A 26040-nucleotide genomic window follows, 5' to 3' on the forward strand; every position below is an offset into this window, starting at 1 on the left:
TTTGTTCGCCTGCCACCATTTAGATGATATCTTGTCACCGTTCTTGAAATCTTATGCAATTTAATTGCTGATAAACCCTCTTTATAAGCAGTAATTTTGAGTTCTTCTAGTGTCTTGTAGAATGTTACTCAATATTCTGGATCTGCTCTCGCATCTGTTCAATTAATACTTTTAATTCAATAGCGGAATTGGTGACATCCGTATTAATTGATTTGGATGCTAGTGTATTGGATTCACGGTTAAACTCCTGCATCATAAAATCAAGGCGACGGCCGACAGCCTCTTTTTTACTGAGAATTTTGCGTGTTTCTTTAACGTGGGCATCTAATCTATCAAGCTCTTCAGCGACATCTAAGCGTTGCGCTAACATCACTAATTCTTGCTCTAAACGATTATTATCAACTTGAACTTGTGCTTCTTCTAATTTGCTGGTTAAGCGCTCACGTTGCCATTGGAGAATTTCTGGCATCTGTGCTCTTACTTTTACGACCTCAGCACTTACGGCATCTAAACGTTGCTCAATCAGCGTTTTGAGTGCTTGGCCTTCAGCTTCTCGACTTGCAATAAAGGCATCGATAGCTACATCAAGCTCTGCTAATAGTTCGCTACCAATGGCATCTAAATCTTGCTCTTGGGCTGAGATAACCCCAGGCCAACGTAAAATATCAAATGGGCTGATAGTACCTTCATGACTTTGGCTTTTTACCCAGTTAGCAGAAACAATCAGTTGCCTTGCTAAATTTTCATCCAAAGTCAGTTCACCTTGTGAGTGAGCATTGAGTTCAAAACGCAAGTTACATTCTATTTTACCGCGTGTTAAGCGATTACGTAGACGTTCACGAATAACAGGCTCTAAACTACGTAATTGCTCAGGTAAACGGATATATGTTTCAAGGTAACGTTGATTAACGGAACGCAGTTCCCATGCGGCGCTACCCCACTCTTTTTTGATATCTCGACGAGCGAAAGCGGTCATACTACGGATCATAATAGGGTCTCAATATTGTAAATGATGTAACGATTATAACCCTAGGTATCAACACAAGGATAGGCATAAGCCGTTTTAGGTCGTATAATGCGCCCCCAATATGTCAGAGAAAGCGGAGATAACACCATGCGTCCAGCAGACAGACAAGCAGACCAAGTACGTCCGATTACCATTACTCGCCACTATACAAAACATGCTGAAGGTTCTGTATTAGTTGAATTTGGTGATACCAAAGTCTTGTGTAATGCCACTGTAGAAGAGGGTGTACCTCGTTTTCTTAAAGGACAAGGGCAAGGCTGGGTGACTGCAGAATATGGTATGCTTCCTCGCGCCACTAACAGTCGTAATGCTCGTGAAGCCGCTCGCGGTAAACAAACTGGCCGCACAATGGAAATCCAACGTTTAATCGCTCGCTCACTACGCGCCGCAGTGGATTTAAAGGCCTTGGGTGAATTTACTATCACGGTTGATTGTGATGTTATTCAAGCCGATGGGGGGACTCGCACCGCCTCTATTTCTGGTGCTTGTGTCGCGTTAGTGGATGCTTTAAATAAAATGGTTACAGAAGGTAAGCTGAAAAAGAGCCCTCTTAAATCAATGGTAGCCGCTGTTTCTGTGGGTATCGTTGATGGTCAACCATTATGCGATTTGGAATATGTTGAAGATTCCGCAGCCGAAACGGATATGAATGTGGTGATGATCGATGATGGCCGTATGATTGAAGTACAGGGTACGGCAGAAGGTGCACCATTTAGTCATGAAGAGTTACTTGCTTTACTCGCCCTTGCGAAAGGGGGATTAGAAAAGATATTTGAAGCGCAAAAAGAGGCGCTAAAGCAATAGATTCTATTTTTTAAGGCGACTGAAAAGTCGCTTTTTTTATGTCTAAAATCTGTCATTAAGCAATCTTAATAGGAGAAAAAAATGAAAGCCTACCAGCGCCACTTTATCGAACTTGCATTAGCAAAAAATGTATTAAAATTTGGTGAGTTTACGCTGAAATCAGGTCGTGTTAGTCCTTATTTTTTTAATGCAGGTTTATTTAATACTGGGCGTGACTTGGCTTTATTGGGACAGTTTTATGCACAAACATTAATAGATAATCATGTGCCTTGTGATGTGCTGTTTGGACCGGCTTATAAAGGTATTCCCATCGCGACAACGACCGCAGTGGCCTTAGTTGAACATCATGATATGGATGTTCCTTACTGCTTTAATCGTAAAGAAGCTAAAGATCATGGTGAAGGAGGGACATTAGTCGGCAGTCCATTAACAGGGAATGTGGTGATTGTTGATGATGTTATTACCGCTGGAACGGCTATTCGTGAATCGATGGAAATAATCAAACAACATGATGCGACGCTGTCAGGGGTATTGCTTAGTTTAGATAGACAAGAAAAAGGGCGTGGTTCGCTTTCTGCAATACAAGAATTAGAGCGCGATTATCAATGCCAAGTTTATTCAATTATTACTTTGGATGATTTAATTAGCTACTTAACTGAAAGTGAGACATTATCGGCACATTTGCCAGCAGTAAAAGCCTATCGTGAACGTTATGGCATTAATTAAAAAAGCAAAAATACAATAAAATCGCTCAATAGCTGTAAAAAAAAGCCCTCGCCCAATAATGGGCGGGGTGAGTAGTACAATGAATTTTCTGCGATAATTATCACAGATATTGAAAGATAAAAAGGACTTTTACAGTAGGGACAAGGCGCGTTGCCACTGTCACAGATTGGGGATCGCTTAGTGCCATTCCCAGTAAATCTATTTAGATACTCTGATATCAATAGAGCGCATGTTAACACAAATAAGAAAAAAACGGCATATATGTCATTTTCAAATTATTGAGTTAAGTCACGAGTCCACTCTTTCATTGTTACTTGCTCACTGTAATTGTGCCTGAATTAATGGCCAACGTGCTTCAAATTCCTGTGTAGGATGATAACGAAATTCCGTACGTACAAAACGTGCTAGCATACCTTCACAAAACGCAAGCAGTTGTGAAGCGAGTAATGCTTCATCATGTAAAAAGGCACTTCCTTCGCGAATTTTACGCTCTTTAATCACTTGGCGAAGTTGTACTTCAATTCGCTCATACAATTGGTTAATGCGCCCTTGTAATCTATCTTGCTCAAACATTAATGCGTGTCCGGTAAGAATGCGAGATAGCCCAGGGTTTTTCTCTGCAAAGCCAAGGATCAAGATAAGAATAAGGCGAATGCGCGCGATAGTTTCTTTCTCATCTTTTAAAATCAGGTTGATACGCGAAACTAAGCTATCTTCGATAAACTCAATTAGGCTATCAAACATCTTTGTTTTACTGGGGAAATGTCGATAAAGTGCTGCTTCAGATACCCCAACGGTAGCCGCTAATTTGGCTGTAGTAATACGTTGACTACCATCACTAGACTCCAACATTTGAGCGAGCGATTGTAGTATTTCATCCCGTCTATTTCTGCGTTTCTTTTTGGTTTCTTTTTCTTCTGCCATGACTGATAAGGCCCCTGCTAAAAGCAAAACAAATCAGTAAACCTTTGCACTAAATAAAAACGTTAGTGCAAAGGGAGTGATATCGTCATTGATATTAAAATAAATGCAAGACGTCGTGCTTATTGGCGACCAGAGTGTCCAAAACCGCCTGTACCACGCTCTGTTGCCGTAAAATCTTCTACAATATTAAATTCTGCTTGAACAACAGGTACGATAACCATCTGGGCAATACGTTCGCCGGGTTCAATAGTGAACGCTTGTTGACCACGATTCCATACCGATACCATCAGTTGACCTTGATAATCAGAGTCAATTAATCCCACTAAGTTACCGAGTACCACCCCATGTTTATGGCCTAGGCCTGAGCGAGGAAGCACCATTGCCGCTAACCCTTCATCAGCAATATGTACAGCAAGACCTGTAGGTAACAGCTCAGTTTGTCCTGGTGCTAATACCAGTGGAGCATCAAGGCAAGCACGTAAATCTAAACCAGCAGAGCCTGTTGTTGCATACGCAGGGAGTGGATACTCTTGTCCAATTCGTGGATCAAGGATTTTAACGTCAATTTTTTTCATCATAATGTTTGGCTATCTCGTCAAGTAGGCGATGACTCAGTTGCGTTTTACTACTATGTGGTAAACGCGTTTCTCCATTTGCCCAGATAAGGTGTAATGCGTTGTTATCACTATTAAAACCAGCATCTTTTAGTGATACATCATTAGCACAGATTAAATCGAGTTGTTTTTGTTCTCGTTTACGGCGGGCATATTCTTCCACATTCTGGGTTTCGGCTGCAAATCCGACAACAAATGGGCGATGCTCAACCATTTTTCCGACACTGGCAACAATATCGGGGTTTTTTATCATAGTTATCGTTACTTCATCACCTTGTTTTTTAATTTTTTCAGGGGCAACCTGTTTGGCTCGATAATCGGCAACGGCAGCACAACCAATAAAAATATCTTGGGATGGCGCAATATTCATCACTTGTTGATACATCTCTTGGGCACTTTCGACGTCGATACGTTTAACACAAGCAGGTGTCGGCAATGTGACAGGGCCGGCAATGAGTGTCACTTCTGCTCCCCGTTGAGCGGCCGCTTGCGCAATAGCAAAGCCCATTTTTCCTGAGCTATGGTTGCTGATAAAGCGTACTGGATCTAAGGCTTCACGTGTTGGGCCTGCGGTAATGGTAATTTTTTTACCTTTAAAATCGTGTTGAATTGCAAATTGTTGCTCTGCTAATGCCACCAATTCAAGAGGATCTAACATTCTACCGGGTCCAACATCACCACAGGCTTGGCTACCAGAGTCAGGCCCCCAGATAAGACAACCTCGTTGTGCCAAAGCCGTTAAATTTTCTTGTGTAATCGTCGCACGATACATTTGTTGATTCATCGCTGGGGCAATCGCAATAGGTGCTGCACTGGCTAAACAGAGTGTGGTTAACAGATCGTTTGCCATCCCCATGCGTAAACGAGCAATTAAATCTGCGGTAGCAGGGGCTAATAAAATCAGATCAGCCCATTTCCCTAGTTCGATATGTCCCATTGCGGCTTCTGCGGCAGGATCAAGCAAATCATCCGCAACAGGGAAGCCTGATACCGCTTGTAGCGATAACGGGGTGACAAAGGCATGTGCTGCAGGCGTCATAACGACGCGCACAATAGCGCCTTTATCACGTAAACGACGGACTAGCTCAGGCGCTTTATAGGCCGCAATACCACCACTGATACCCAGAATAATCTTTTTGTCGTGAAGTGTAGTCATGATGAAATGCCTAATTGCATAAATAAATGTCCATAATTTTACCACAAGCTAAGCCAGAGTTAGGCATTCTATGTAATACGATGTTTTATAAAATAAATTATTGTGTATTACCTCGCACAAATTTTATCTGTGGCTTTTTCATTCAACTTGTACAGTTTATAGTAAGTTAACTGTATATAAAAACAGTTGTTTTGTGATAAATATTGCATGAAAGATAAAATTAAATAATTGAAAGATAAAATAACAACATAGGCCAATTATAACGTATTGATGTTTAAATGCTTGGCGAAAAGGGAGAGCACAAAGAATGGAAAACGCAACCATAGAGACACTCTTACCGAGAGAAAAACTGCTGTTGCATGGTGTAGAATCGTTAACGGATGCAGAGTTATTGGCCATTTTTTTACGTACAGGCACCTATGAAAAATCGGTATTAGAATTAGCCGACTTTTTACTTAGAAAGTGTGGTTCTCTCTATCATGTGATCAATGCGGATTATGAAACATTAGGCTGTTTTAAGGGGATAGGCGTGGGTAAATTTACCCAATTACAAGCCATTAATGAGATGGCTCAACGCTTTATTAAAACAAAGTTTATGCATAAAAATATCCTCTCCTCATCCGCAGAAACCAAAAGTTATTTGCAAAAACGACTTAATTGGCGTGATAGAGAAGTATTTGTCGTGCTATTTTTAGATAACCAAAACCAAATGATCGATTGTGAGGAAATGTTTAAAGGAACGGTGGATCGTGTTGAAGTTCACCCCAGAGAAATTATTCGCCAGTCGATTAAAAAGAACGCAGCATCGATTATTTTAGCCCATAACCATCCTTCAGGTCTGTCTGAGCCAAGTCTTGCCGATAAGCAGATAACAGAAAAAATTTTTACAGCCTGTCAATTAGTCGGTATAAAAGTGCTTGATCACCTTGTGGTAGGGCATGATAACTGTGTTTCTTTTGCTGAACGGGGTTGGTTATAGCCAATATTTTTTAAAATTATTGACAATCTTTATTGTACGGGTCTTGAGCGTTGAGGCCATTGGGCGTATACTACGCCACCTTTGAGGATCTTGGGTTTGGCGAGAAGAGCCTATCTCAGCAAGTTTTTTCTGAGGTGTTTACACAGTTTTTCAATCGTTAAAAGTTGCTGAGATGGGCTCCAAAGCCTGACGAGGCGGTCAAACCTGATACTAAAGCTCGAGCTGATTAGATTTTTGGAGAATAGACATGTCCCGAGTCTGCCAAGTTACCGGCAAGCGTCCTGTGAGTGGAAACAACCGCTCTCACGCATTAAACGCGACTAAACGCCGTTTTCTGCCAAACCTGCACTCTCACCGTTTCTGGGTTGAGTCTGAGAAACGTTTCGTAACTCTGCGTGTATCTGCTAAAGGTATGCGTGTGATCGATAAGAAAGGCATCGAATCTGTATTAGCAGATTTACGTGCCCGTGGTGAGAAGTACTAAGGAGCTGAAAAATGGCTAAAGGTATTCGCGAGAAAATTAAACTCGTTTCTTCTGCTGGTACAGGTCACTTCTATACCACTACGAAGAACAAACGCACTATGCCAGAAAAACTGGAAATGAAAAAATTCGATCCAGTTGTTCGTCAGCATGTGACTTATAAAGAAGCTAAAATTAAATAATTTTAGTTCTCTGAAAAAAAACCCGACCTTAGCGTCGGGTTTTTTGTTATCTGGCTTGCGCTAAGTATAACAAAGTAAAGCTATTATGATCTTTATTGACTCTTTCGTTATACTAGTGCCCTTTTTATCTATCGAGTGAATAGTTGCAGATGAGTAAATCGGTGTTATCTATCTTACATACAGAGTCGTCTTGTGGTTGGGGTGGTCAAGAAATCCGCATTTTGACAGAATCTCAAGGCATGGTGCAAAGAGGGCACCATGTGACACTGGTTTGCTGTCCAAACTCAAAAATTGCCAAAGCAGCCCCTGACTATGGTATTGAGGTTGTCACATTACCGATTGAAAAAAAACGCGGATCTGCACTGATGGCATTGCGTAATTGGTTAAAAGTCCATCGTCAGCAATTTGATGTGATTAATACCCATAGCTCGACAGATGCTTGGTTAGTTGCGCTATCTTGTGCTTCATTACGCCACTCTCCCGCCATAGTACGTACTCGCCATGTATCTACCGATGTATCACGTTCACTGCCCACGCGTTGGCTCTATCTGTCTTCAAGTGCCCATATTGTCACTACTGGTGAAAAATTACGCCAAACCTTACATCAATATAATCGTTTTCCGCTTAGTCAAATGACCTCAGTTCCTACGGGGATCGATTTAGAAAAATTCTCGCCACAAAATAAACAGCAAGCACGAGAAAAAATAGGTGTGCCTAATAAACCTACATTAGGGATTGTGGCAACAATGCGGGTATGGAAAGGACATAAATACCTAATAGAAGCATGGAAAACATTGCATCTGCAATTTCCTGACTGGCAACTACTTCTCGTCGGAGATGGCCCACAACGTAAAAATTTACAACCAATGGTTAAACTTGCAGGGTTAGAAGAGAGCGTCTTTTTCTTAGGCAACCGCAATGATGTACCGGATTGCTTAAATGCAATGGATTTATTTGCCTTACCCTCTTTTGGTAACGAAGGGGTGCCACAAGGTATTATGCAAGCGATGGCTTGCGGATTACCGGTGGTATCAACCACAGTAGGTGCAATTAGTGAAGCGGTGATTGATGGTAAAACTGGTTTTACATTGGCACCTCAAGTACAAGAAACCCTAATCAATTACCTTGCTAAATTAATGGCCTCTGATGAGTTACGTCAACAAATGGGGCAAGCGTCATTAGCCCATGCCAAAGCTCAGTTTGGTTTAGATAACATGCTAGATAAAATGGAAAAAATATTTATTAACGCCATTAGCCTTAAAGATAAATCACGATAATTGATATCCTATAAAGTCGCTAAGGGCTAATTATCCTGTATCTGATGTTATATTTTCATTCTGTTTATGAATATTTGTAATGCTTTTTAGTGTATAGTCTGGAAAGTAAATGTATCATTTAAACTAAATAAAAAGTGTATGGATCCAAAAAACATATTGGTTATCGCAATTGCGCGTTTTGGTGATACGTTACTGATCACGCCGGTGATCCACGCACTAAAAGAGCGTTGGCCGAATGCCCGTATTCATGTATTGGCGCATAAACGCAGTGCCTGCATCTTGCAGCACAATCCTGATATTTTTAGTGTTAAGCCTTTCTCGAAAAAGCGCGCCCGTTGGCGAGGATGGTTACCCCATAAACCTTATGATTTAGCTTTGGTATATGGAAATGATCATTCATTAGTGCAGTATGCCCGCCGTCAATCACAACATGTAGTGGCTTTTGCTGAAAATAACCAAAAGCAATCAGACATAACATGGGTGGCTTACCCTAAAGAGTTAATGGTGGCACAAAAAGAGCGTGCTTTATTAATTAATGCGTTAGGAATTTACCCAACCAATTGGCAATTACGCTACTCTATTAGTTCAGAAGAAAAGCAATTTGCCCAACAGTTTATAGAGAGTAATGCATTAATTAATAAGCACATTATTGGCTTACAATTACAAAGTTTTCCTGCCAAAGCTTACCGAGATTGGCCTATAGAACACTTTTTGCAGTTAGCCAAACAGATAATGACTCATGACGAGCAGGCCTATTTTCTGTTATTAGGTGGGAAAGAGAGCCAACAAGTCGCCATTGAGCTGGCGAAAAAAATAGGTACTGAGCATTGTTTGGCATTAGCAGGGCAAGTCTCTATGCGCGAAAATGCTGCCATTATGGCGCATTTGTCGCTCTATATCGGGGTTGATACAGGGCCGACGCATTTAGCTGGCGCGTTAGGTATTCCGATGGTAGCTATGTATCACAGTTATCATCCCGGATGTTATTTAGCGCCATTACAACATTCATGTTGTCATATTATCCAACATCCTATTGCGTTAGCCGATGCAAGTCGTGAAGATAGTATGTCTGATATTTCTGTCGCCAATGTTTGGCATGCCGTTAGCGATATTTTAAATGGAATAAAGGTGAAACAGTAACTCATGAAGATTGGCTTAATTGATGTCACAATCACAATGTCTTATGGTGGGATCCAAACCGCAGTATGGGAGCTTGCCAAACAGTTACATGATGCGGGACATGAGGTACATCTTTATGGGGGCAATGGTGATGTCAGGCATGAACTAGCAGGCCGACAAATTCATATTCATACCTATCCTTATACACCAAGAGAGAAAGTTATCGATCTCGGTGGTCGTTTTCGTCGTATTGTTGAACGTTATAGTTTTGCTCGCTATGCTAAACAAGATGTTATTCGACAAAATTTTGATTGGGTTATTTTAACTAAGCCGTTTGATTTCTTTTGGCCTGCAATGATGCCCAAATCTTGCTCGACACGTTTTTGTTATATGAGTGGTGGCACCAGCTTTTTTAAAGGCGATCGTAAACTGGCGAAAAAAATCTCTGCCTGGGTTGCGTGTAGCCATTTTAATGCTTGGCAAATTCAGCAACATTTTAAACAATTTCCTGCGGTTATCTATAATGGTGTTGATATGGCAAAGTTTAAGCCTATGACAACATCTTTGCGCCAACAGCTCGGGGTGAGTGATCCTACGTTTTTATTGGCATTTGCGGGGCGTGTAGTCGGTTGGAAAGGCTTAAGTGTTGCTATTGATGCAATAGCCCAATTGCGAGATGAAGACGTTAAGTTACTGATCATCGGCGCGGGTGATGCGCTGGAACAATTAAAAAATAAAGCGATGGTAAAAGGTGTTGCTGAACAAGTTATTTTTCATCAACCTGTTGAGCATGCAATGTTACCTGAGTTTTATGCCGCTTGTGATGCAGGGGTTTTCCCGAGTATCGGCGATGAAGCATTTGGGATCACCATTGCAGAAGCAATGGCATGCGGAAAACCGGTGATTGCCAGCTATATCGGCGGTATTCCTGAGGTGGTAGGCAATGAGCAAAGTGCAGGATTATTGGTAACCCCAGGTGATGTAACCGCGATGGTGAAAGCCATCAACCATCTTCGGGCATTGCCGGATAGAGGTAAAGCAATGGGTGAAAATGCACGCCAACGCATTGCTTCTCACTATACTTGGCAACATTCAGCACAACGATTACTACAGGCATTAAAAACAGAATGATGAAAATCGCCTATCTTGATCCTTATCCCGTTCCCGATTTGCGTGTGGCTTCATTGCAAATATTGCAAAACGTTGATGCGTTTGCCCGTGCCGGTGCACAAGTGACGCTAGTCACCCCCAAAGGACAGTATCGAGATAGCGATATTCTCGGGCGTGATATTCATAGCAATGCGCAGTTAATTGCGCTAAGAGATATCAGACGTAAATGGTATTTTCCCTTTAATTCGCAAAAGCTATTTTCATTACAAATTGCACGTTGGTTAAAACAACACCCTGTTGATGCACTATTTACGCGTAATTTAAAACTGGCCTGCTATCTGGCTGAGAACCATGCAGATATTCCGCTTTTTTTCGAAAGCCATGAGATTTTTGCGCAATCTTTTGCAGAGTCGCACTCTTTTGAAACGAAAAAAAATCGCCTGAAATACCATAAACTGCTAAAAATGGAGAAGTTGGTATACAGTCGCGCAACGGCAGTATTTGTGCTGACCTCGCTGTTAAGGGACGATATTATTTCGCAATATCAAGTAACCACGCCTATTACTATTGTACCCGATGGGGTGGATTTATATGCCGCAGATAGCAACAAAGATAGCCATAGAGATATAACCGCTACGACCAATAATGTAACAGAGGTACTTTATCTAGGTAGTTTGCATAAATGGAAAGGGATCCCCACCATGATGCGAGCGATGAAATATCTGGATAACGCTAGACTGAATATTGCTGGTGGAACGGCTGAGCAAATTAAAGGGCTACAATTGCTTGCTAAGGAGATGGATGTAAAAGAGAAAGTTAACTTTCTTGGTTTTATCGATCCTAAACAACGCTTTCAGGCGATTGCTCGACATGATATTTGTGTGTTGCCTTTAACCTTAACCAGTATCGGTAGTCGCTACACCTCTCCGTTAAAACTGTTTGAATATATGGCGATGAGAAAACCGGTGGTTATTTCAGATTTTCCATCAATTCGTGATGTGGTGGATGAAAAAGCGGTAAGTTTTGCTGATAGTGGTGATGCGCAGAGTTTTGCCCAACAAATTAAATTACTAAGAGAAGAGCCACAACGTACCAGTGAGAAAATCAATCACGCCCGCTCATTAGTTGAAAATTATTACAACTGGGATAAACGGGCAGAGACGATTTTACATACCATCAATAAACTGATTAGCTAACGGATGTATCTTCTTGGGTCGGTGTTGCTGAGGGCTGATTTAATAATGAATAGCGCAATGCTAACATTAACCCTAATAAAATACCCACTTGATTAATATAGGCATTTTCAAATAATCCACGTAGTACATAAACCCCTAAAAACGACATTAATAACACCAGCGCTGCTTGGCGAGTAATCCCCTGATTTTTGCGGATCAATTGAATACCCTGAGCGATAAAAGACGCGCAAAAATAGAGTAGACTTATTAACCCCAAAATACCGCCGGCAAACCAGAAAGCTAAAAATACATTATGGGGACCAATGGATTTTTTAAATACCCAGTTTTTATGCTGTTTTACTTGCTGATTATAAACATTATGGTAAAGCTGATTACCATAACCATAGCCTTTAATAGGTTGTGCTAAGATCAAATCTAAGGCTGAACCTTGGGTACCACCATCAAATCTTAGTCCGCTATTGGTTTGCGATAGTTTATGTTTAAGTTTGGCGTTAATAAATTGGTTATTAGGTAATTGTGTTACACCGAAAAAGAGCGCAACGCAGATACCCATGCTGAGTAAAGTAAATATCCACTGGCGATTAATGATTAAGATAAGTAATGTACTAATCGCTAATGCGACCCAAGCCCCGCGTGCTAATGTCCCTAAAATTGCAAATAAAAATAATAGGCTAACCACACTTAATAAAAGCCAATTAATTATCGAATGATTTTTTTTCAATGCCCATAAGGCCAATATAATAGGAAAGAAAAATAGTAGTGCATAAGAGATTTCTCTATGCGCTAATTGACTTTTTTTTGTAAAAGGCAAAATATTTTGCTGATATTCCAAATAATACTGCGCCAACTCCTTTGCCATAATCACCAATAACCCCATGGCGAATGACACCATCACCATCTTTGCAATTGCCGTAGGTGTTTCTTTATACAATACAATGGGAAACGCAATGGCAAAGAGCAGTAAGCCATTTAAAATCGGCTTATTAATCTCTTTTAGACTCAGTGCGGGCTCTACGGAAATCACGACTGAATAGCCAATGGCGAGCAATAAGAAAAACAGCGCATAGGCGAGATTATTTTTAAAAATCTGACCAATAGTGCGAAAATCACGCACCAGATACCAAAGTGCCGTTGCACCAATCAACCCCATCACTATATTTTTATAGCGAGTGATATCGGGTAAGTAGATCAATATAATGTAAAGTCCAATAATGGATAAATTCCACAAAGATTTTTTACTATCGTCTTTAAACAACATCATAATAAGCTGCCACTGTCCTTTATGTTATATTGCTCTAGCGGTTTGTGGGGATGAATGGCTCATCATACAATAAAAATGATGTTATCGCTGTATTTCTCAAGTGACAATAATGGAGTGACTTGTGCCAGAATTACCAGAAGTTGAAACCAGTCGCCGAGGTATTGAGCCTCATTTAGTGGGCAATATCTTACACTACGCAATAGTGCGTAACAGTAAATTACGTTGGCCTGTTTCTGAAAAAATCAAAACCTTGCTGGATGAACCGATTTTAAGTGTTAAACGGCGCGCTAAATATCTGTTAATTGAATTAAATCAAGGGTGGATCATTGTTCATTTAGGCATGTCCGGCAGTGTACGTATCTTGCCAGAAGAGCAGCCTGAAGAGAAACACGATCATATTGATTTAGTGTTTCGTGATGGCAAGGTACTACGCTATACCGATCCGCGTCGTTTCGGTGCATGGCTATGGTGTGAAGATCTAGCCACCAGCTCCGTATTAGCCCATTTAGGGCCAGAGCCGCTTTCGGCGCAATTTAACGCGCAATATTTATATCAACAAAGCAAAAATAAAAAAATCGCCATCAAACCATGGCTAATGGATAACAAGCTGGTGGTGGGTGTTGGCAATATTTATGCGAACGAAGCACTCTTTTCATCAGGGATCATGCCAGATAGAAAAGCCAGTAGCTTAACCGAGCAAGAGTGTGACGTATTGGTTAATGCCATTAAAACGGTATTAACTCGCTCGATAGAGCAAGGGGGAACCACCTTAAAAGATTTTCTACAATCTGATGGTAAACCAGGTTATTTTGCCCAAGAGCTATTTGTCTACGGGCGCAAAGATAAAGCGTGCTTAATTTGTGGTCATACTATTGAAAGTATTAAGCAGGGGCAACGTAGCACTTTCTTTTGCCGACATTGCCAACATGGTGAAATAACCGATTAACGCTTACCGAGTTTTTGTAGCATTGCTGTAGCAACCACTTCAGGTAAAAAAGTCGATACATCGCCGTCATGACGCGCCACATCTTTGATCAGTGAAGAAGAAACAAAAGAGAGATTTTGTGAAGGTAACAAAAAGACACTATCGAGATCTGGGGCAAAATGACGGTTCATATTCGCCAGTTGCCACTCATATTCAAAATCAGAAACCGAGCGTACGCCACGGATCAAAATGGTCGCTTGCTGTTTTTTAGCAAAATTCGCCATTAGCTCACAAAAGCCGACAACTTCCACATTCGGCAGGTGTTGGGTGACTTCTTTTGCTAAAGCGACACGCTCTTCTAAACTAAACATAGGGTTTTTACGGGCGCTGGCAGCAATGGCTAATAACACCGTGTCAAACATACCCGCAGCACGAGTGAGAATATCAATATGCCCATAGGTGATGGGATCAAAGGTTCCAGGGTAGATAGCTTTATTTTTCATATTCACGGTTTTTCCGGCTAAGTTCCCATAATGAGGCGTATTTATTAAAGGTATACTGTGCATTAACAAATGCCAATATTAATCCCTGTTTTCCATCTAAAATACCCATTCTCAGTAACCAAGTTTTAAAAAACGCCCCCAGTGTATGGCTAATAATAGCGCTATAACGGGTAGTTTTACCCTGCTGATTGCGCTCTTGTGCCCATGCTTTAGCGTATTTTAGCTGTTTTTGTTGGAACTCGATTAAATCACGACAAGTAAGATGCAGCAGATCCCCTGGTAAAGTTTTAATGGTTGCACCTTGGGTTTCTAATGATTCATGAACCAAATTATCATTATATTGATACTGTTCACGAGCATAAAGGCGGGTTACTTTATCGGGATACCAACCACTATGTTTCATAAAACGGCCCATAAACAGGTTACGGCGAGCACAATTATAAACCACACCCGGTTCAGGTTGTTGTAACACGGCTTGAATACTGGCTTTTAACTCAGGGGTAATACGCTCATCACTATCAATCATAAAAATATAATCGCCTGTGGCGTATTGCTGTGCTAATTGTCGCTGTTTACCAAACCCCGGCCATGGAGTATTGCTAAATACTTTAGCCCCTTTTTCACGGGCCAATTGGCAAGTTGCATCGTCGCTCCCTGAGTCTAAAACAATAATTTCATCAGCCCATTGTACCGAGTCTAAACATGCTTCAATAACATCCGCAACGTTTTTACTGATCATCACGACCGAGAGGCGTTTACTTTCACTCATTAGTGACTCCGTGGTGGCAGATAGGGAGAGAGTAAGGTTAATAAGCGCAATAACGCCCCTTGATTCTCATGAAGTACCTCAACGGCATGGTGTCCATAATAGCGGCGATAATCTTCATCATTGAGTAATGAGGCGATTGCCGTCGCCATAGAGTCACTATCAGTGACGGTAATTAGCCCTTCAGCTTGGTCTAACTTGGCACAGATATTTTTAAAATTAAAAGTATAAGGCCCCATTAAGACCGGAATAGCATGAGCTGCGGCTTCTAATGGGTTATGTCCACCGCGCTCGACTAAACTGCCTCCAACAAAGGCCAGATCAGCAATACCATATAGCAACATTAACTCCCCCATAGTATCGCCTATCACCACTTGGGTTTGTGCATCAGGAATAGCATCGCTACTGCGTAGGGTATATTTAAAGCCGGCCTCTTGGGTAAGTTGCTCTGCTTTTGCAAAACGCTCAGGATGGCGGGGAACTAAAATCAGCAACAGTTGAGGAAATTGTGCCAGTAATTTTTTATGGGTATCTAAGACAATCGCCTCTTCCCCTTCATGGGTACTGGTGGCTATCCAGACAGGGCGATGTGCTGCCCACTGGCGGCGTAATGCCACTGCTTTAGCGGCGAGCTCAGGGGTGACCGAGATATCAAACTTTAAGCTACCGGTAATATGCAGATGTGAGCGTTTTAGCCCTAAAGCAATAAAACGTTCGCCATCTTCCTGATTTTGGGCAGCAATTAAGGTAATTTTTCTCAGCATCGTTTTGACAAAACTACCTAGTTTTTGATAACCCACTGCTGAGCGCTCTGATAAGCGAGCATTAGCAATAATCAATGGGATTTTGCGACGATAAAGCTGTGAGATAAGATTTGGCCACAGCTCTGTTTCCATGATGATCACCAATTTAGGATCAACCGTTGTAAGAAAACGATTAACTGAGCCGGGTAAATCATAAGGAAGGTAGACATGGTACACATCGTCACCAAATGCAGAGCGTACGCGCTCTGAGCCTGTTGGTGTCATGGTGGTGACGGTAATAGGTAAATCGGGATAATGGTGGCGTAATGCACGAACAAGAGGTACAGCGGCAAGTGTTTCACCCACTGAAACGGAGTGCAATAAAATGCCATGAGGCGCGACTTTGTCTCGACAAAAGCCATAGCGCTCACCCCACCGTTTGCGATAGGCGGGTGCTTTGCGGCTGCGTAATAAAAGACGTAGCCAAATCAGAGGTTGAATAAGGTAAAGAAGTACCTGATATAAACGCAACAACATGCTATCAAATTCACTTATCTGGACGAAAGCCTATAGTACCACACTGTGTAGGAGAAAGTGTGTAAAAACAAATGATATGATGATAGACCACGTTATTTATCATTTAACGGCTTTTTGGTGTACTAAAAACAGATTATTCAGATTATTTAAGAAATTAGTGAGGAAATTTTTTATAATCAAATAATAGAACGGATCAATAGGGTGCTTTTGGAGCGTTATGAGTAAAAAAATGACATTAATACAACGGGTTCTAATTATAAAACTACGCCATCATGGTGATACGTTGTTAATTACCCCTGTTATTAATACGCTAAAAGCGAATTATCCAAATGTGGAGGTTGATGTTTTAATTAACAAAGAAACCGCACCCATGATTGAGAATTTCTCTGCTATTGAAAATATTTTTTCCTTAGACAAGGCTTGGAAAAAAGAGGGTAAATTAGCTCGGTTTCGCCATGAGTGGCGGTTAGTTAATCAGTTAAGACATCGACAATATGATGTGGTGATTAATTTAGCTGATCAGTGGAATAGTGCGCTTATTACCCGCTTTACAGGCGCAAAAGTCCGTATCGGCTATGATATTTATAAACGACAAAGTCCTGTTTGGAAAAAGTGTTTTAGTGATTTAATCCCATTAGGCTCAGTTGATAATCGACATATTGTTGAACAAAATTTAGCACTACTACAACCGCTGTCATTGCAACAAATAGATACGCAAGTATCCATGACATACAGCCATCAAGACAAACAGGCTGTGATGGAAAAATTAAAAGCTTATGGTGTATTAACCCCTTATATTGTGATCCAGCCGACGTCTCGGTGGTTCTTTAAATGTTGGGATGAGCATAAATGGTCTGAATTAATAGATACTCTACAACAACAGGGACATCAAATTGTTTTAACATCAGGACCAGACTCCCGAGAAAAAGAGATGGTTGATACCATTATTCAAGGATGTAAGACAAATGATAGCGTCTCTTTATCAGGGCAGTTATCTTTACCGCAACTTGGTGCATTGATTGATAATGCTGAGTTATTCATTGGAGTTGATTCAGTACCAATGCATATGGCTTCAGCACTAAAAACGCCACTGGTGGCACTGTTTGGTCCATCAAAATTATTTCATTGGTCGCCATGGCAACATATTGGCGAAGTTTTATGGGCGGGAAATTATGGAGAACTCCCAGATCCTGATGATGTACATACCAACACGCAAACGCGTTATTTAAGTTTAATTCCTGTTAAAGATGTACTTGAAGCCGTAAGGAGACAATTAAAATGAATACATTCCGCTTGGCGATAGTACGTCAAAAATATCGACCAGACGGTGGCGCTGAGCGTTTTGTTTCTCGCGCACTGGAAGCGTTAGATAATCAATCCGTAGAGTTGAATGTGATTACACGCTCTTGGATTGGCGCGGTGCAACCACAATGGCATATTCATATTGTTAACCCTTTTAAATGGGGACGGATTAGCCGTGAAAAAGGGTTTGCACAAGCAGCAAGACACTGTTGGCAACAAGAAAAGTTTGATTTAGTACAAAGCCATGAACGTATTGCTGGTTGTGATATTTACCGCGCAGGAGATGGTGTACATCGCCGTTGGTTACTGCAACGCTCTCGGGTTTTATCACCCTTACGAAGTAAATTACTGCTAAATAGTTGTTATCATCGTTATGTAATGAACGCAGAAAAAGAGATGTATCAATCTCCTGAGCTAAAACGGGTGATTTGCAATTCAGAAATGGTCAAACGTGAGGTGATGGAAGATTTTGGCGTTGAAAGTGAACGTATTAGTGTGATTTATAATGCGATTGATCATCAGCGTTTTTTCCCTGCCACGGCTCTTTATCGGCAACAATTACGTCAGCAATATCATATTCCGGTTGAGGGTAAGTGTTTTATTTATGTCGGCTCAGGGTTTGAACGTAAAGGGTTAAGAGCTGCTATTGAGGCGATTAGTCATACTAATGCTTACCTGATGGTGATTGGTCAAGACAAAGAGTACAAGAAATACCAACAATTAGCTCATCGATTAAACTGTCATCAAAGGATCTTATTTTTAGGTGTACAGAAAGACACCTTACCTTTCTATCAAATGGCTGATGGACTATTGTTACCCACTCTGTATGATCCTTTTCCTAATGTTATTTTAGAAGCTATGGCATGTGGATTACCGGTGATCACCAGTGATACATGTGGTGGAGCAGAATTTATTGAACAAGGTCTAAATGGATTTGTCACAGATGCATTAGATATACCCGCAATGATCGGTGCAATAGAGAGTATTCCGGCCGATAACTTAGGTAATAAGATGTCTAAGGCTGCACGAAATAAGATACTACCCTATACGCCTGAGAATTTGTCTCAACAACTGATCGAGCTTTACCAAAAGGTTCTTAGCCTATGAAGGAACATATACTTTTTATTATTGATGGATTACCGGGTGGTGGCGCTGAAAATGTCACGATCAGGCTTTGTCATGGCTTAAGTCAACGTGGTTATCAAGTTACATTACTCTCATTAGCAGAAAAATGTGACTATGCCATTCCTGCAGATATTGAACTATTAATTGATGCAGATAGTTACCATGGCTTATTTTATCGACAAACAGAATTAAAACGACGTGCCAACTCGATGGATAAGACCCTTCAGGCATTGTTTGCGCGCAAAGGCATTCCTGCGTTAATTGTCTCTAACTTACATAAGACTGACAGAATTGTTGCACTATCAAAACAACTGGCAGATAAGAATGTATGGTATTGTATTCACGGTATTTTTTCACAGTCTTATTTAGGCAATAAAAAAGGTTTTTCCCGCTGGTTAAAACAGAAGAAAATTCAAAAAGTCTATCAGGGTAAAAATATTATTACGGTATCAAATGCGGCAGGACAAGATTTAATAGAGAACATTAAAATTGTCCCTAATCAATTAAAAACAATTTATAACCCATTTGATATTCAAGAAATCAGAACATTGGCATCAGAAAATAATCCCTACCAAAAGCAGGATTATTTATTGCATATTGGTCGTTTTCATCAAGTAAAGCGCCATGACCGCTTATTAGAAGCGTTTGCTTTAGCCAATCTACCTTGTAAATTATTGATTGCAGGACAGGGATCTTCTGAGGTCACCAGCAATATTAAAAATAAAATTGTTGCACTAAATTTAGAAAATAAAGTGAGCTTAATTGGCTTTTTAGCCAATCCATTCCCTGTGATCAAAGATGCTAAAGCGGTGGTATTAAGCTCTGATAGTGAAGGCTTAGGAAATGTTTTAGTCGAATCACTTATTTGTAATACCCCTATAGTAAGTACTAATTGCCTTGGTGGGATCAGTGAAATTATGGAGGGTGAATTAGCAGATTATAAGTCTGAATTAAATTCAGCATCCTTGGCTGAAAAAATGCGTTTAGCTTACTTTAACCCGCCTAAAATTACGCCTAATATGTATCAAAAATTTGATATTGATGAAGTGATCCGTCAGTATATTTCATTAATTTAGCTATCTTATTCTCAAAGAGGACTTAGGTATTTTTCAATGAAAAAACCAGCATTTATTATCACATTAGATACCGAAGGCGATAATCTTTGGGAAAATGAGCATAATATTACTACGCAAAATACGCATTTTTTACCCCGTTTTCAGCAACTTTGCGAACGTTTTCAATTTAAACCCGTTTGGCTAACCAACTATGAAATGGCAATAGATGAAGCCTATATTGAGTTTGCACAAGATGTGATAGCCCGTAACACTGGGGAAATTGGTATGCACCTTCATGCATGGAATAGTCCCCCAATTGTTGCGTTAACGGACAATGATCTCCATTATCAGCCTTATTTAATTGAATACCCCAAATCGCAGATGCGCGATAAAATTGCCTTTATGACTGACTTACTGGAAAATAAACTACAAACAAAAATGTTAAGTCACCGTGCTGGGCGTTGGGCATTTAATGAAACTTATGCGCAGCTATTGATTGAATTTGGTTATCAAGTCGATTGCTCAGTCACACCAAAAGTCGATTGGCGTTTTACTAAAGGTGATCCGGCACAATCAGGCGGTACAGATTACAGTAATTTCCCAAGCCATGCGTACTTTATGGATGTTAATGATATCAGCAAAGCAGGGAATTCAACGTTACTTGAAGTGCCAATGAGTATTCAATATAAACATTCCCCTTTTATGAATAAAATTAAGCGAGGGTACGATAGGCTAAGAGGTAAACGACGCTCACCTTCAGTTAATTGGTTACGCCCTAAAGGGGGAAATGCCCAACAGATGATTGAAGTGGCACAAAAATCTTTAGCCCAAGGTCACTCTCATATTGAATTTATGTTGCACTCTTCAGAGTTTATGCCTGGTGGAAGCCCTACTTTTAGAACAGAACAAGATATTGATGGCTTATATAATGATTTAGAAACACTATTTAATTTCTTACAAGATAAAGTACAGGGAATGACATTGGCTGAGTATTATCAAAATAAAGTGCAGGCAAAATAAGATGAAGTTAAAGAAATTAAAATGGGTGCACTATTTTCTAAATCTCTATAACCCACTCTTTGGTAAGATGAAAAAAACGGCAACATTTTCATCTGATATCAAATTTAACAGTATTGTTATTTTTTCAACCACAGCGCTGGGGGATTTTATGTTTAATACCCCAGCCATCAGAGCAATTCGTGCACATTATCCTGATGCACATATCACACTGGTTTCTAGTGTAAAAAATAAGTTGTTAGTGGAAAACTATGAGCAAATAGATAGTGTGGTGTATTGGGATAATAAGATCAGAAACTTGTTACCGGTGGCTTTACAAGTTAAAAAGTATAAACCTGAGTTAGCGATTATTTTACATTCCCATCTTCCTTATGACGTATTATTTGCCGTGATGGCAGGTTGCCAATATATTTTACGCAATACTTATGATGTTATTCCAGCCTGGTTTAGAAAGTGGCTTGTGGCCGAATATCAGCCGGGGAAAGGACATATCATTCAAACTAAACTTAATCTTATTTATAATTTAGGAATTGATAGTACTGATACTAGAATGGAGCTCCCTTGTAAAATAGAACCATTAGCTCAAAGTAAAAATAACATTGTTGGTTTTCAGATGGGAGCATCAACACAAGAGCGTAGATGGCCTGTTGGATCTTTTGTGGAATTAGCGAAAAAATTAATTGATAGTGCGCCATTATTACAAATAAAGCTAATAGGTTCATCGAGAGAGCTGGAATTGCCAGAAGAATTTTTTGCTTTGTTACCTGAAAGATATCATCAAAATATAGAAAATTTGGTAGGTAAAACCTCACTACCTGATCTGTTAAGCCAAATAAAAACCATGGCGGTATTAATCACGGGAGATACTGGCCCGCTACATTTGGCAATAGCATTACAAGTACCCACAGTGAGTTTATTTGTGACGGCAGACCCAACATGGACAGGGCCTTATCAGGATAAGCATTTACATACGGTAATTAGTAAAAGAGTAAACCTATTAGAATATATTGATATGCCTATGAAAATTATTACAGTTGATGAAGTTTTTGATAAGATAAAAAGATAAGATATTAATACCTTATCTTTTAGAGTTTATTTTATAAATTTGATTCTTAAGTATCTTTTTTTGATGCTTATTTTTATTGATTTATCAAAGATAAAATTAATTAAGTTAATTTTATTAATTTTATCTTTTAATTTATTTACTGTATCAGAACTAAGTTCTGTTTTATATTTATATAAATGAATTATACAATGCGATATATTTAAATTGATATATTTTTCAGGGAATATCTCTTGCATAGAAAGAATAGCCTTAGCCATTAATTCTATTTTTTCTTTACTTAGGTTATTTGAAAGACTACCTTGATGTTTTATATAGTTATATAAAATATTATCAGAATATAAAAACTTATTGGATAAATTTAGATATTTTGGAAAAAAGAAAGCGTCTTCATAACAAAAAACATCAGGGAATTCAATTTTTAACATTATCTCTCGTAAAAAAAATTTACTGCAAAGGTGAGCCTGAAATTTTTTATGAATTAAAAATTCTGATATAATTTCATCTTTACTTTCTGTTCTATATTCTATTTTTCCTTGTTCTTTTATTATTTGTTTTTCATTAAAAACTTCTTGTATTTTAGTTATAAATAGATCTGGTTCTTCTTTATTAAGAATAGTAAAAATATCTAACATATCAAAATCAGAGAAGAAGTCATCACCATCTATAAATGTAATATAATCACCTTTACATAAAGAAATAGCGTGTTTTCTTGCCTTACCAACATTATTAAAGAATACTTTATTATAATGGAATGAAGGATGATGATTTACATATTTTTTTAAAATATTTTCTGTTCTATCTGTTGAGTTGTCATCTATAAGAAGAACTTCATAGTCATTTGGATCACAATTCCTTAAGCTATAAGAAATGGAGTTAACACATTTTTCTACTAAATCCTCTAGATTTTTTATGTTAACTATAATAGATAAAATCATAATGGATCCTAAAATATACTAAAAAATAGGTAATAGTTGCACAAGTAAAAATATATTTTCTTTTTACACATGAGTGAAAGATTTTAGCACATCTAGTGCCTGAATCTCACCAATATCCCCACCTGCTGCTTTTAACGACCTTTGTGCCTTACCATAACCGCCGATTAATCCCGGATCGGTAGGGCCAAAGAGGGTAATATTCGGCTTATCTAAGGCTGCGGTTAAATGGCTTAATCCGGTATCGACAGAAACGACACTTTGCGCTCCGGCAATCACTTGAGCCACTTCTGCGAGTGACATTTTGGGTAATACATCAACATAGTCAAAACCTTGAGCAAGGCGTATTGCACGCTGATGTTCATGCTCTGCGCCCCAAGGTAGTTTGATACGTAAACCTGAATTCGCCAGTAATGCAATTAACTCTCGCCAATGGGTCTCGGGCCAATGTTTCTCATCACGGGTAGTGGCGTGTAAGAAGACTAAATAAGGGCGTTTATCAATAGCGGGTAATGAGAGAAAATGCTGTGCTATACCATAGTCCCCTTGAGTGGTGGGAAGTGGGTAATTAAGGCTAAGGGCAAATAGCTGGCGGATACGCTCTACCGCATGCATTTTTTTACTGACATTGTGGCGAATATCATAGAAAAAACTCGCTAAAGGCTCTCTAGCACTGTGACGAGAATAGCCGTGTTTAGTGCCTTTCGCATAGCGTGTAACTAAAAAAGCGCTTTTTAGTAAACCTTGGGCATCAATCACCGCATCATAATGATGTGCTTGTATCGCGTGACGAAATTGTGCACGTTCAGCGCGAATAGGCGCACTAAACCAGTTTTTACGCCAACGGCGTATTGCGACAGGAATAACGGTATCAACAGCTGGGTGCCAGCTTGGAATTTGCGCAAAACCTTCTTCAACGGCCCAATCAAAACAGATCTCAGGATATGCTGCTCTTGCATCAGTTAATGCCGGTAGGGTATGCAGTACATCCCCCATGGAAGAGGTTTTAACAATCAGTACCCGCTTCATAGCGATGGCTCCGTAGCGAGTAATTGCTCGAGTTCGCTAAAGACTTGTTCCGGTTGAATGTCGATTAAGCTTTGGTGATAACCTTGTTCAGCATCGCCTTTACGCACTTTGTGATAGCCAGTAATTAAACGAATAACACGAGCTTTATCGGATAACGGGGGGGTAAAGTCGGGACTACTTGGGCCATAAAGGGCAACTAATGGACGCTCTAATGCTGCGGCGACATGCATTAAGCCAGAATCGTTACTGACCACGGCTTTACAAGCGGCAATGAGGTTAACGGCTTGCTCAAGAGAAGTCTCACCGGCCAGATTAATACAAGCAGCTTGGGCATCGGGGGTTAAGGCGTGTTTGATCTCTTCCCCTGCAGGCTTATCTTTTTGTGAACCGAATAAGAAAATCTGATAGCCATATTCGCTAATAAGTTTCTGGGCTAATGTCGCGTAGTGGTAATGAGGCCAGCGTTTAGCAGGACCAAATTCCGCCCCCGGACAAAAACCGATAGCAGGGCGCTGTGTAGATAATGAAAAGTGCTTAAGTGTGGTAGTGATATCTTTGTCAGAGACAGCCAGTTTTGGCCATAATAACGGCTTTGGTAAATCAGCGGCTGAATGTACCTGCTGTTTATCGTAAGCAAGCGCAACATAACGCTCTACCATTAATGGAAATGCGGCTTTATCCAATGGGCGTAAATCATTTAATAATCCATAACGCATTTCTCCTCGCCAGCCAGTACGTTTAGGAATAGCGGCAAAGAACGGCACTAAAGCGGATTTAAATGAGTTAGGTAAAACATAAGCATGAGTATAACCTTTGGCTTTTAGTTGTTTACCTAAGCGGCGACGCTCACCAATTGCTAAGGCACCGTGACCTAAAGGCATAGCAATGGCATTATCGACCTCGGGCATTTTCTCTAATAATGGACGACACCAAGCGGGTGCCATCACATCAATAGTTGCCGCAGGATGTAACGCTTTTAATGTACGATATAGGCTTTGGGACATCATCATATCCCCAACCCAAGAAGGCCCTACCACAAAAATTTTCATAAACCGCGATTACTTATCCTGATTTAACCATTGCATATAAAGAGCAACACCTTCTGCGACCGTTTTAAAAGGGGCGCTGTAGCCTGCTTTGCGTAAATTTGTCAGATCAGCTTGTGTAAAGGCTTGATAACGACCTTTGAGTTTCTCAGGGAATTCAATATGCTCAACAGAGAGATCTTTATCGTTATGATAAGCGATAACTGCATCAGCCACGGCTTGGAACGATTCTGCGCGGCCGGTACCACAATTATAAATACCGGAGACATTGTTGCGCCAGAACCATAAATTAACCGCAGCCACATCCCCCACATAAATAAAGTCACGTTGGAAGGTTTCACTACCTTCAAATAATTTGGGATTTTGCCCGTCATTGACTTGTGTATTTAAATGGAAGGCGACACTGGCCATACTGCCTTTATGCCCTTCACGGGGGCCATACACATTGAAATAACGGAAACCACACACCATAGATTGTGCTTCAGGTAAAATTTGGCGCACATATTCATCAAATAAGAATTTAGAGTAGCCATAGACATTAAGTGGGGCTTCATATTTTCTTTCTTCAATAAAATGATCAGTACGGCCACCATAAGTGGCAGCAGAAGAGGCATATAAGAAAGGAATTTGGCGATCGAGGCAATAATGCAGTAACTCTTTAGAATATTGATAGTTATTATCCATCATATATTTGCCATCCCATTCGGTAGTAGAAGAGCATGCTCCTTCATGGAATACGGCATCAATATCACCAAAATCATCACCGGCTACAATACTGGCAATAAAGTCTTCTTTATCCATATAGTCAGCGATATTAAGATCGACAAGATTCACAAATTTTGTGCCATCTTTTAGGTTATCAACCACTAAAATATCGGTATAACCTTCATCATTTAATGCTTTAACAATATTGCTGCCGATAAAACCTGCACCGCCAGTGACGATAATCATATGGCTACCCCTTTATATAAAATCTAAAAATTAGCTCTGCAACTATAATAACACTGAACAGCGTGAACGGTAGCATTCATCATAGAAGAGTAGACTGAAATTCTTGAAAATCGCAGTGATGATTAGTGATCTTAATTACACAAATAACATTATTTATTTACATTTGTCGTTTTTAATCGAACAAAAG

At 40.0% G+C, this 26040-nt stretch carries 27 protein-coding genes; 15 read left to right on the top strand and 12 right to left on the bottom strand.

Annotated features, from left to right (window positions below):
- Window positions 1–124 precede the first annotated feature (124 nt).
- Window positions 125–988: a YicC/YloC family endoribonuclease gene (locus PMI_RS15575; RefSeq protein WP_004249947.1), complete on the bottom strand. Its 864-nt coding sequence runs from the start codon at window positions 986–988 to the stop codon at window positions 125–127.
- 126 nt (window positions 989–1114) lie between these two features.
- Here PMI_RS15575 and rph point away from each other — a divergent pair, with 126 nt between their 5' ends.
- Both rph and pyrE read left to right on the top strand, forming a co-directional pair.
- Complete coding sequence (rph, locus tag PMI_RS15580; RefSeq protein WP_004249760.1) at window positions 1115–1831, top strand: ribonuclease PH; 717 nt, start codon at window positions 1115–1117, stop codon at window positions 1829–1831.
- An 81-nt stretch (window positions 1832–1912) separates the two neighbouring features.
- Window positions 1913–2557, top strand: coding sequence for an orotate phosphoribosyltransferase (gene pyrE, locus PMI_RS15585; protein ID WP_004246493.1), 645 nt, complete (start codon window positions 1913–1915; stop codon window positions 2555–2557).
- 318 nt (window positions 2558–2875) lie between these two features.
- Here the strand turns inward: pyrE and slmA are convergent, their stop codons facing one another.
- From slmA to coaBC, 3 genes are all read right to left on the bottom strand, one after another.
- On the bottom strand, window positions 2876–3481 hold the full coding sequence (gene slmA / locus PMI_RS15590) for a nucleoid occlusion factor SlmA (protein ID WP_004246491.1): 606 nt from the start codon (window positions 3479–3481) through the stop codon (window positions 2876–2878).
- Between the two features lie 119 nt (window positions 3482–3600).
- A complete protein-coding gene (dut, locus tag PMI_RS15595) occupies window positions 3601–4059 on the bottom strand; it encodes a dUTP diphosphatase (RefSeq protein WP_004246490.1) in 459 nt (152 codons plus the stop codon).
- Entirely contained in the window at window positions 4043–5251 is a 1209-nt protein-coding gene (gene coaBC, locus PMI_RS15600) for a bifunctional phosphopantothenoylcysteine decarboxylase/phosphopantothenate--cysteine ligase CoaBC (RefSeq protein WP_012368650.1), read from the bottom strand. Before coaBC ends, dut begins: the two co-directional genes overlap by 17 nt.
- Window positions 5252–5558: 307 nt before the next feature.
- On the opposite strand from coaBC, the gene radC reads away from it, so the two are divergent.
- The 7 genes from radC to PMI_RS15635 all read left to right on the top strand — a co-directional run bounded on the left by radC (window position 5559) and on the right by PMI_RS15635 (window position 11595).
- Window positions 5559–6230, top strand: coding sequence for a RadC family protein (gene radC, locus PMI_RS15605; RefSeq protein ID WP_004249942.1), 672 nt, complete (start codon window positions 5559–5561; stop codon window positions 6228–6230).
- Window positions 6231–6477: 247 nt separating this feature from the next.
- The gene (gene rpmB / locus PMI_RS15610) at window positions 6478–6714 is read left to right on the top strand and encodes a 50S ribosomal protein L28 (protein ID WP_004246485.1); all 237 of its coding nucleotides are present in this window, start codon (window positions 6478–6480) and stop codon (window positions 6712–6714) included.
- An 11-nt stretch (window positions 6715–6725) separates the two neighbouring features.
- Window positions 6726–6893, top strand: a complete 168-nt coding sequence (gene rpmG, locus PMI_RS15615) for a 50S ribosomal protein L33 (RefSeq protein ID WP_004246483.1) — start codon at window positions 6726–6728, stop codon at window positions 6891–6893.
- Between the two features lie 149 nt (window positions 6894–7042).
- On the top strand, window positions 7043–8170 hold the full coding sequence (locus tag PMI_RS15620; RefSeq protein WP_012368651.1) for a glycosyltransferase family 4 protein: 1128 nt from the start codon (window positions 7043–7045) through the stop codon (window positions 8168–8170).
- A gap of 138 nt (window positions 8171–8308) precedes the next feature.
- On the top strand, window positions 8309–9310 hold the full coding sequence (locus tag PMI_RS15625) for a glycosyltransferase family 9 protein (protein ID WP_012368652.1): 1002 nt from the start codon (window positions 8309–8311) through the stop codon (window positions 9308–9310).
- A 3-nt stretch (window positions 9311–9313) separates the two neighbouring features.
- The gene (locus tag PMI_RS15630; protein ID WP_004246479.1) at window positions 9314–10420 is read left to right on the top strand and encodes a glycosyltransferase family 4 protein; all 1107 of its coding nucleotides are present in this window, start codon (window positions 9314–9316) and stop codon (window positions 10418–10420) included.
- Window positions 10417–11595: a glycosyltransferase family 4 protein gene (locus PMI_RS15635; RefSeq protein ID WP_041707109.1), complete on the top strand. Its 1179-nt coding sequence runs from the start codon at window positions 10417–10419 to the stop codon at window positions 11593–11595. Before PMI_RS15630 ends, PMI_RS15635 begins: the two co-directional genes overlap by 4 nt.
- On the opposite strand, the gene rfaL is transcribed toward PMI_RS15635, so the two are convergent.
- Entirely contained in the window at window positions 11588–12856 is a 1269-nt protein-coding gene (gene rfaL / locus PMI_RS15640) for an O-antigen ligase RfaL (RefSeq protein WP_012368654.1), read from the bottom strand. The two genes, PMI_RS15635 and rfaL, sit on opposite strands and share 8 nt — an antisense overlap.
- Window positions 12857–12977: 121 nt before the next feature.
- Here rfaL and mutM point away from each other — a divergent pair, with 121 nt between their 5' ends.
- Complete coding sequence (mutM, locus tag PMI_RS15645; protein ID WP_004249937.1) at window positions 12978–13802, top strand: bifunctional DNA-formamidopyrimidine glycosylase/DNA-(apurinic or apyrimidinic site) lyase; 825 nt, start codon at window positions 12978–12980, stop codon at window positions 13800–13802.
- On the opposite strand, the gene coaD is transcribed toward mutM, so the two are convergent.
- The 3 genes from coaD to waaA are packed head-to-tail and all read right to left on the bottom strand — an operon-like array spanning window position 13799 to window position 16330.
- On the bottom strand, window positions 13799–14284 hold the full coding sequence (gene coaD / locus PMI_RS15650) for a pantetheine-phosphate adenylyltransferase (RefSeq protein ID WP_004246474.1): 486 nt from the start codon (window positions 14282–14284) through the stop codon (window positions 13799–13801). The two genes, mutM and coaD, sit on opposite strands and share 4 nt — an antisense overlap.
- Window positions 14274–15053: a glycosyltransferase family 2 protein gene (locus PMI_RS15655; RefSeq protein WP_004249936.1), complete on the bottom strand. Its 780-nt coding sequence runs from the start codon at window positions 15051–15053 to the stop codon at window positions 14274–14276. The genes coaD and PMI_RS15655 overlap by 11 nt, the downstream gene beginning before the upstream one ends.
- Window positions 15053–16330 carry a lipid IV(A) 3-deoxy-D-manno-octulosonic acid transferase gene (gene waaA / locus PMI_RS15660; RefSeq protein WP_004249935.1) on the bottom strand — a complete coding sequence of 426 codons (1278 nt, stop codon included), beginning with the start codon at window positions 16328–16330 and terminating at the stop codon, window positions 15053–15055. The genes PMI_RS15655 and waaA overlap by 1 nt, the downstream gene beginning before the upstream one ends.
- A gap of 217 nt (window positions 16331–16547) precedes the next feature.
- On the opposite strand from waaA, the gene rfaQ reads away from it, so the two are divergent.
- Genes rfaQ through PMI_RS15685 form a run of 5 tightly spaced genes read left to right on the top strand, consistent with a single transcriptional unit; the run spans window position 16548 to window position 21895 of the window.
- The gene (gene rfaQ, locus PMI_RS15665) at window positions 16548–17612 is read left to right on the top strand and encodes a putative lipopolysaccharide heptosyltransferase III (RefSeq protein ID WP_004249934.1); all 1065 of its coding nucleotides are present in this window, start codon (window positions 16548–16550) and stop codon (window positions 17610–17612) included.
- Window positions 17609–18739 (top strand): glycosyltransferase family 4 protein, encoded by a 1131-nt coding sequence (locus PMI_RS15670; protein WP_012368655.1) that lies wholly within the window; start codon window positions 17609–17611, stop codon window positions 18737–18739. The genes rfaQ and PMI_RS15670 overlap by 4 nt, the downstream gene beginning before the upstream one ends.
- Window positions 18736–19833, top strand: coding sequence for a glycosyltransferase (locus PMI_RS15675; RefSeq protein ID WP_004249931.1), 1098 nt, complete (start codon window positions 18736–18738; stop codon window positions 19831–19833). The genes PMI_RS15670 and PMI_RS15675 overlap by 4 nt, the downstream gene beginning before the upstream one ends.
- Window positions 19834–19869: 36 nt before the next feature.
- Complete coding sequence (locus tag PMI_RS15680) at window positions 19870–20832, top strand: polysaccharide deacetylase family protein (RefSeq protein ID WP_012368656.1); 963 nt, start codon at window positions 19870–19872, stop codon at window positions 20830–20832.
- Between the two features lies 1 nt (window position 20833).
- Window positions 20834–21895, top strand: a complete 1062-nt coding sequence (locus PMI_RS15685) for a glycosyltransferase family 9 protein (RefSeq protein ID WP_012368657.1) — start codon at window positions 20834–20836, stop codon at window positions 21893–21895.
- Between the two features lie 26 nt (window positions 21896–21921).
- Here PMI_RS15685 and PMI_RS15690 read toward each other — a convergent pair whose 3' ends face one another.
- The 4 genes from PMI_RS15690 to rfaD all read right to left on the bottom strand — a co-directional run bounded on the left by PMI_RS15690 (window position 21922) and on the right by rfaD (window position 25853).
- Complete coding sequence (locus PMI_RS15690) at window positions 21922–22830, bottom strand: glycosyltransferase family 2 protein (protein WP_012368658.1); 909 nt, start codon at window positions 22828–22830, stop codon at window positions 21922–21924.
- A gap of 63 nt (window positions 22831–22893) precedes the next feature.
- Window positions 22894–23856: a lipopolysaccharide heptosyltransferase RfaC gene (gene rfaC, locus PMI_RS15695; protein WP_012368659.1), complete on the bottom strand. Its 963-nt coding sequence runs from the start codon at window positions 23854–23856 to the stop codon at window positions 22894–22896.
- Window positions 23853–24905, bottom strand: coding sequence for an ADP-heptose--LPS heptosyltransferase RfaF (rfaF, locus tag PMI_RS15700; RefSeq protein WP_012368660.1), 1053 nt, complete (start codon window positions 24903–24905; stop codon window positions 23853–23855). The genes rfaC and rfaF overlap by 4 nt, the downstream gene beginning before the upstream one ends.
- 9 nt (window positions 24906–24914) lie before the next feature.
- Window positions 24915–25853 (bottom strand): ADP-glyceromanno-heptose 6-epimerase, encoded by a 939-nt coding sequence (rfaD, locus tag PMI_RS15705; protein WP_012368661.1) that lies wholly within the window; start codon window positions 25851–25853, stop codon window positions 24915–24917.
- Between the last annotated feature and the right edge of the window lie 187 nt (window positions 25854–26040).

The organism is Proteus mirabilis HI4320, from assembly GCF_000069965.1.
Taxonomy (GTDB): domain Bacteria; phylum Pseudomonadota; class Gammaproteobacteria; order Enterobacterales; family Enterobacteriaceae; genus Proteus; species Proteus mirabilis.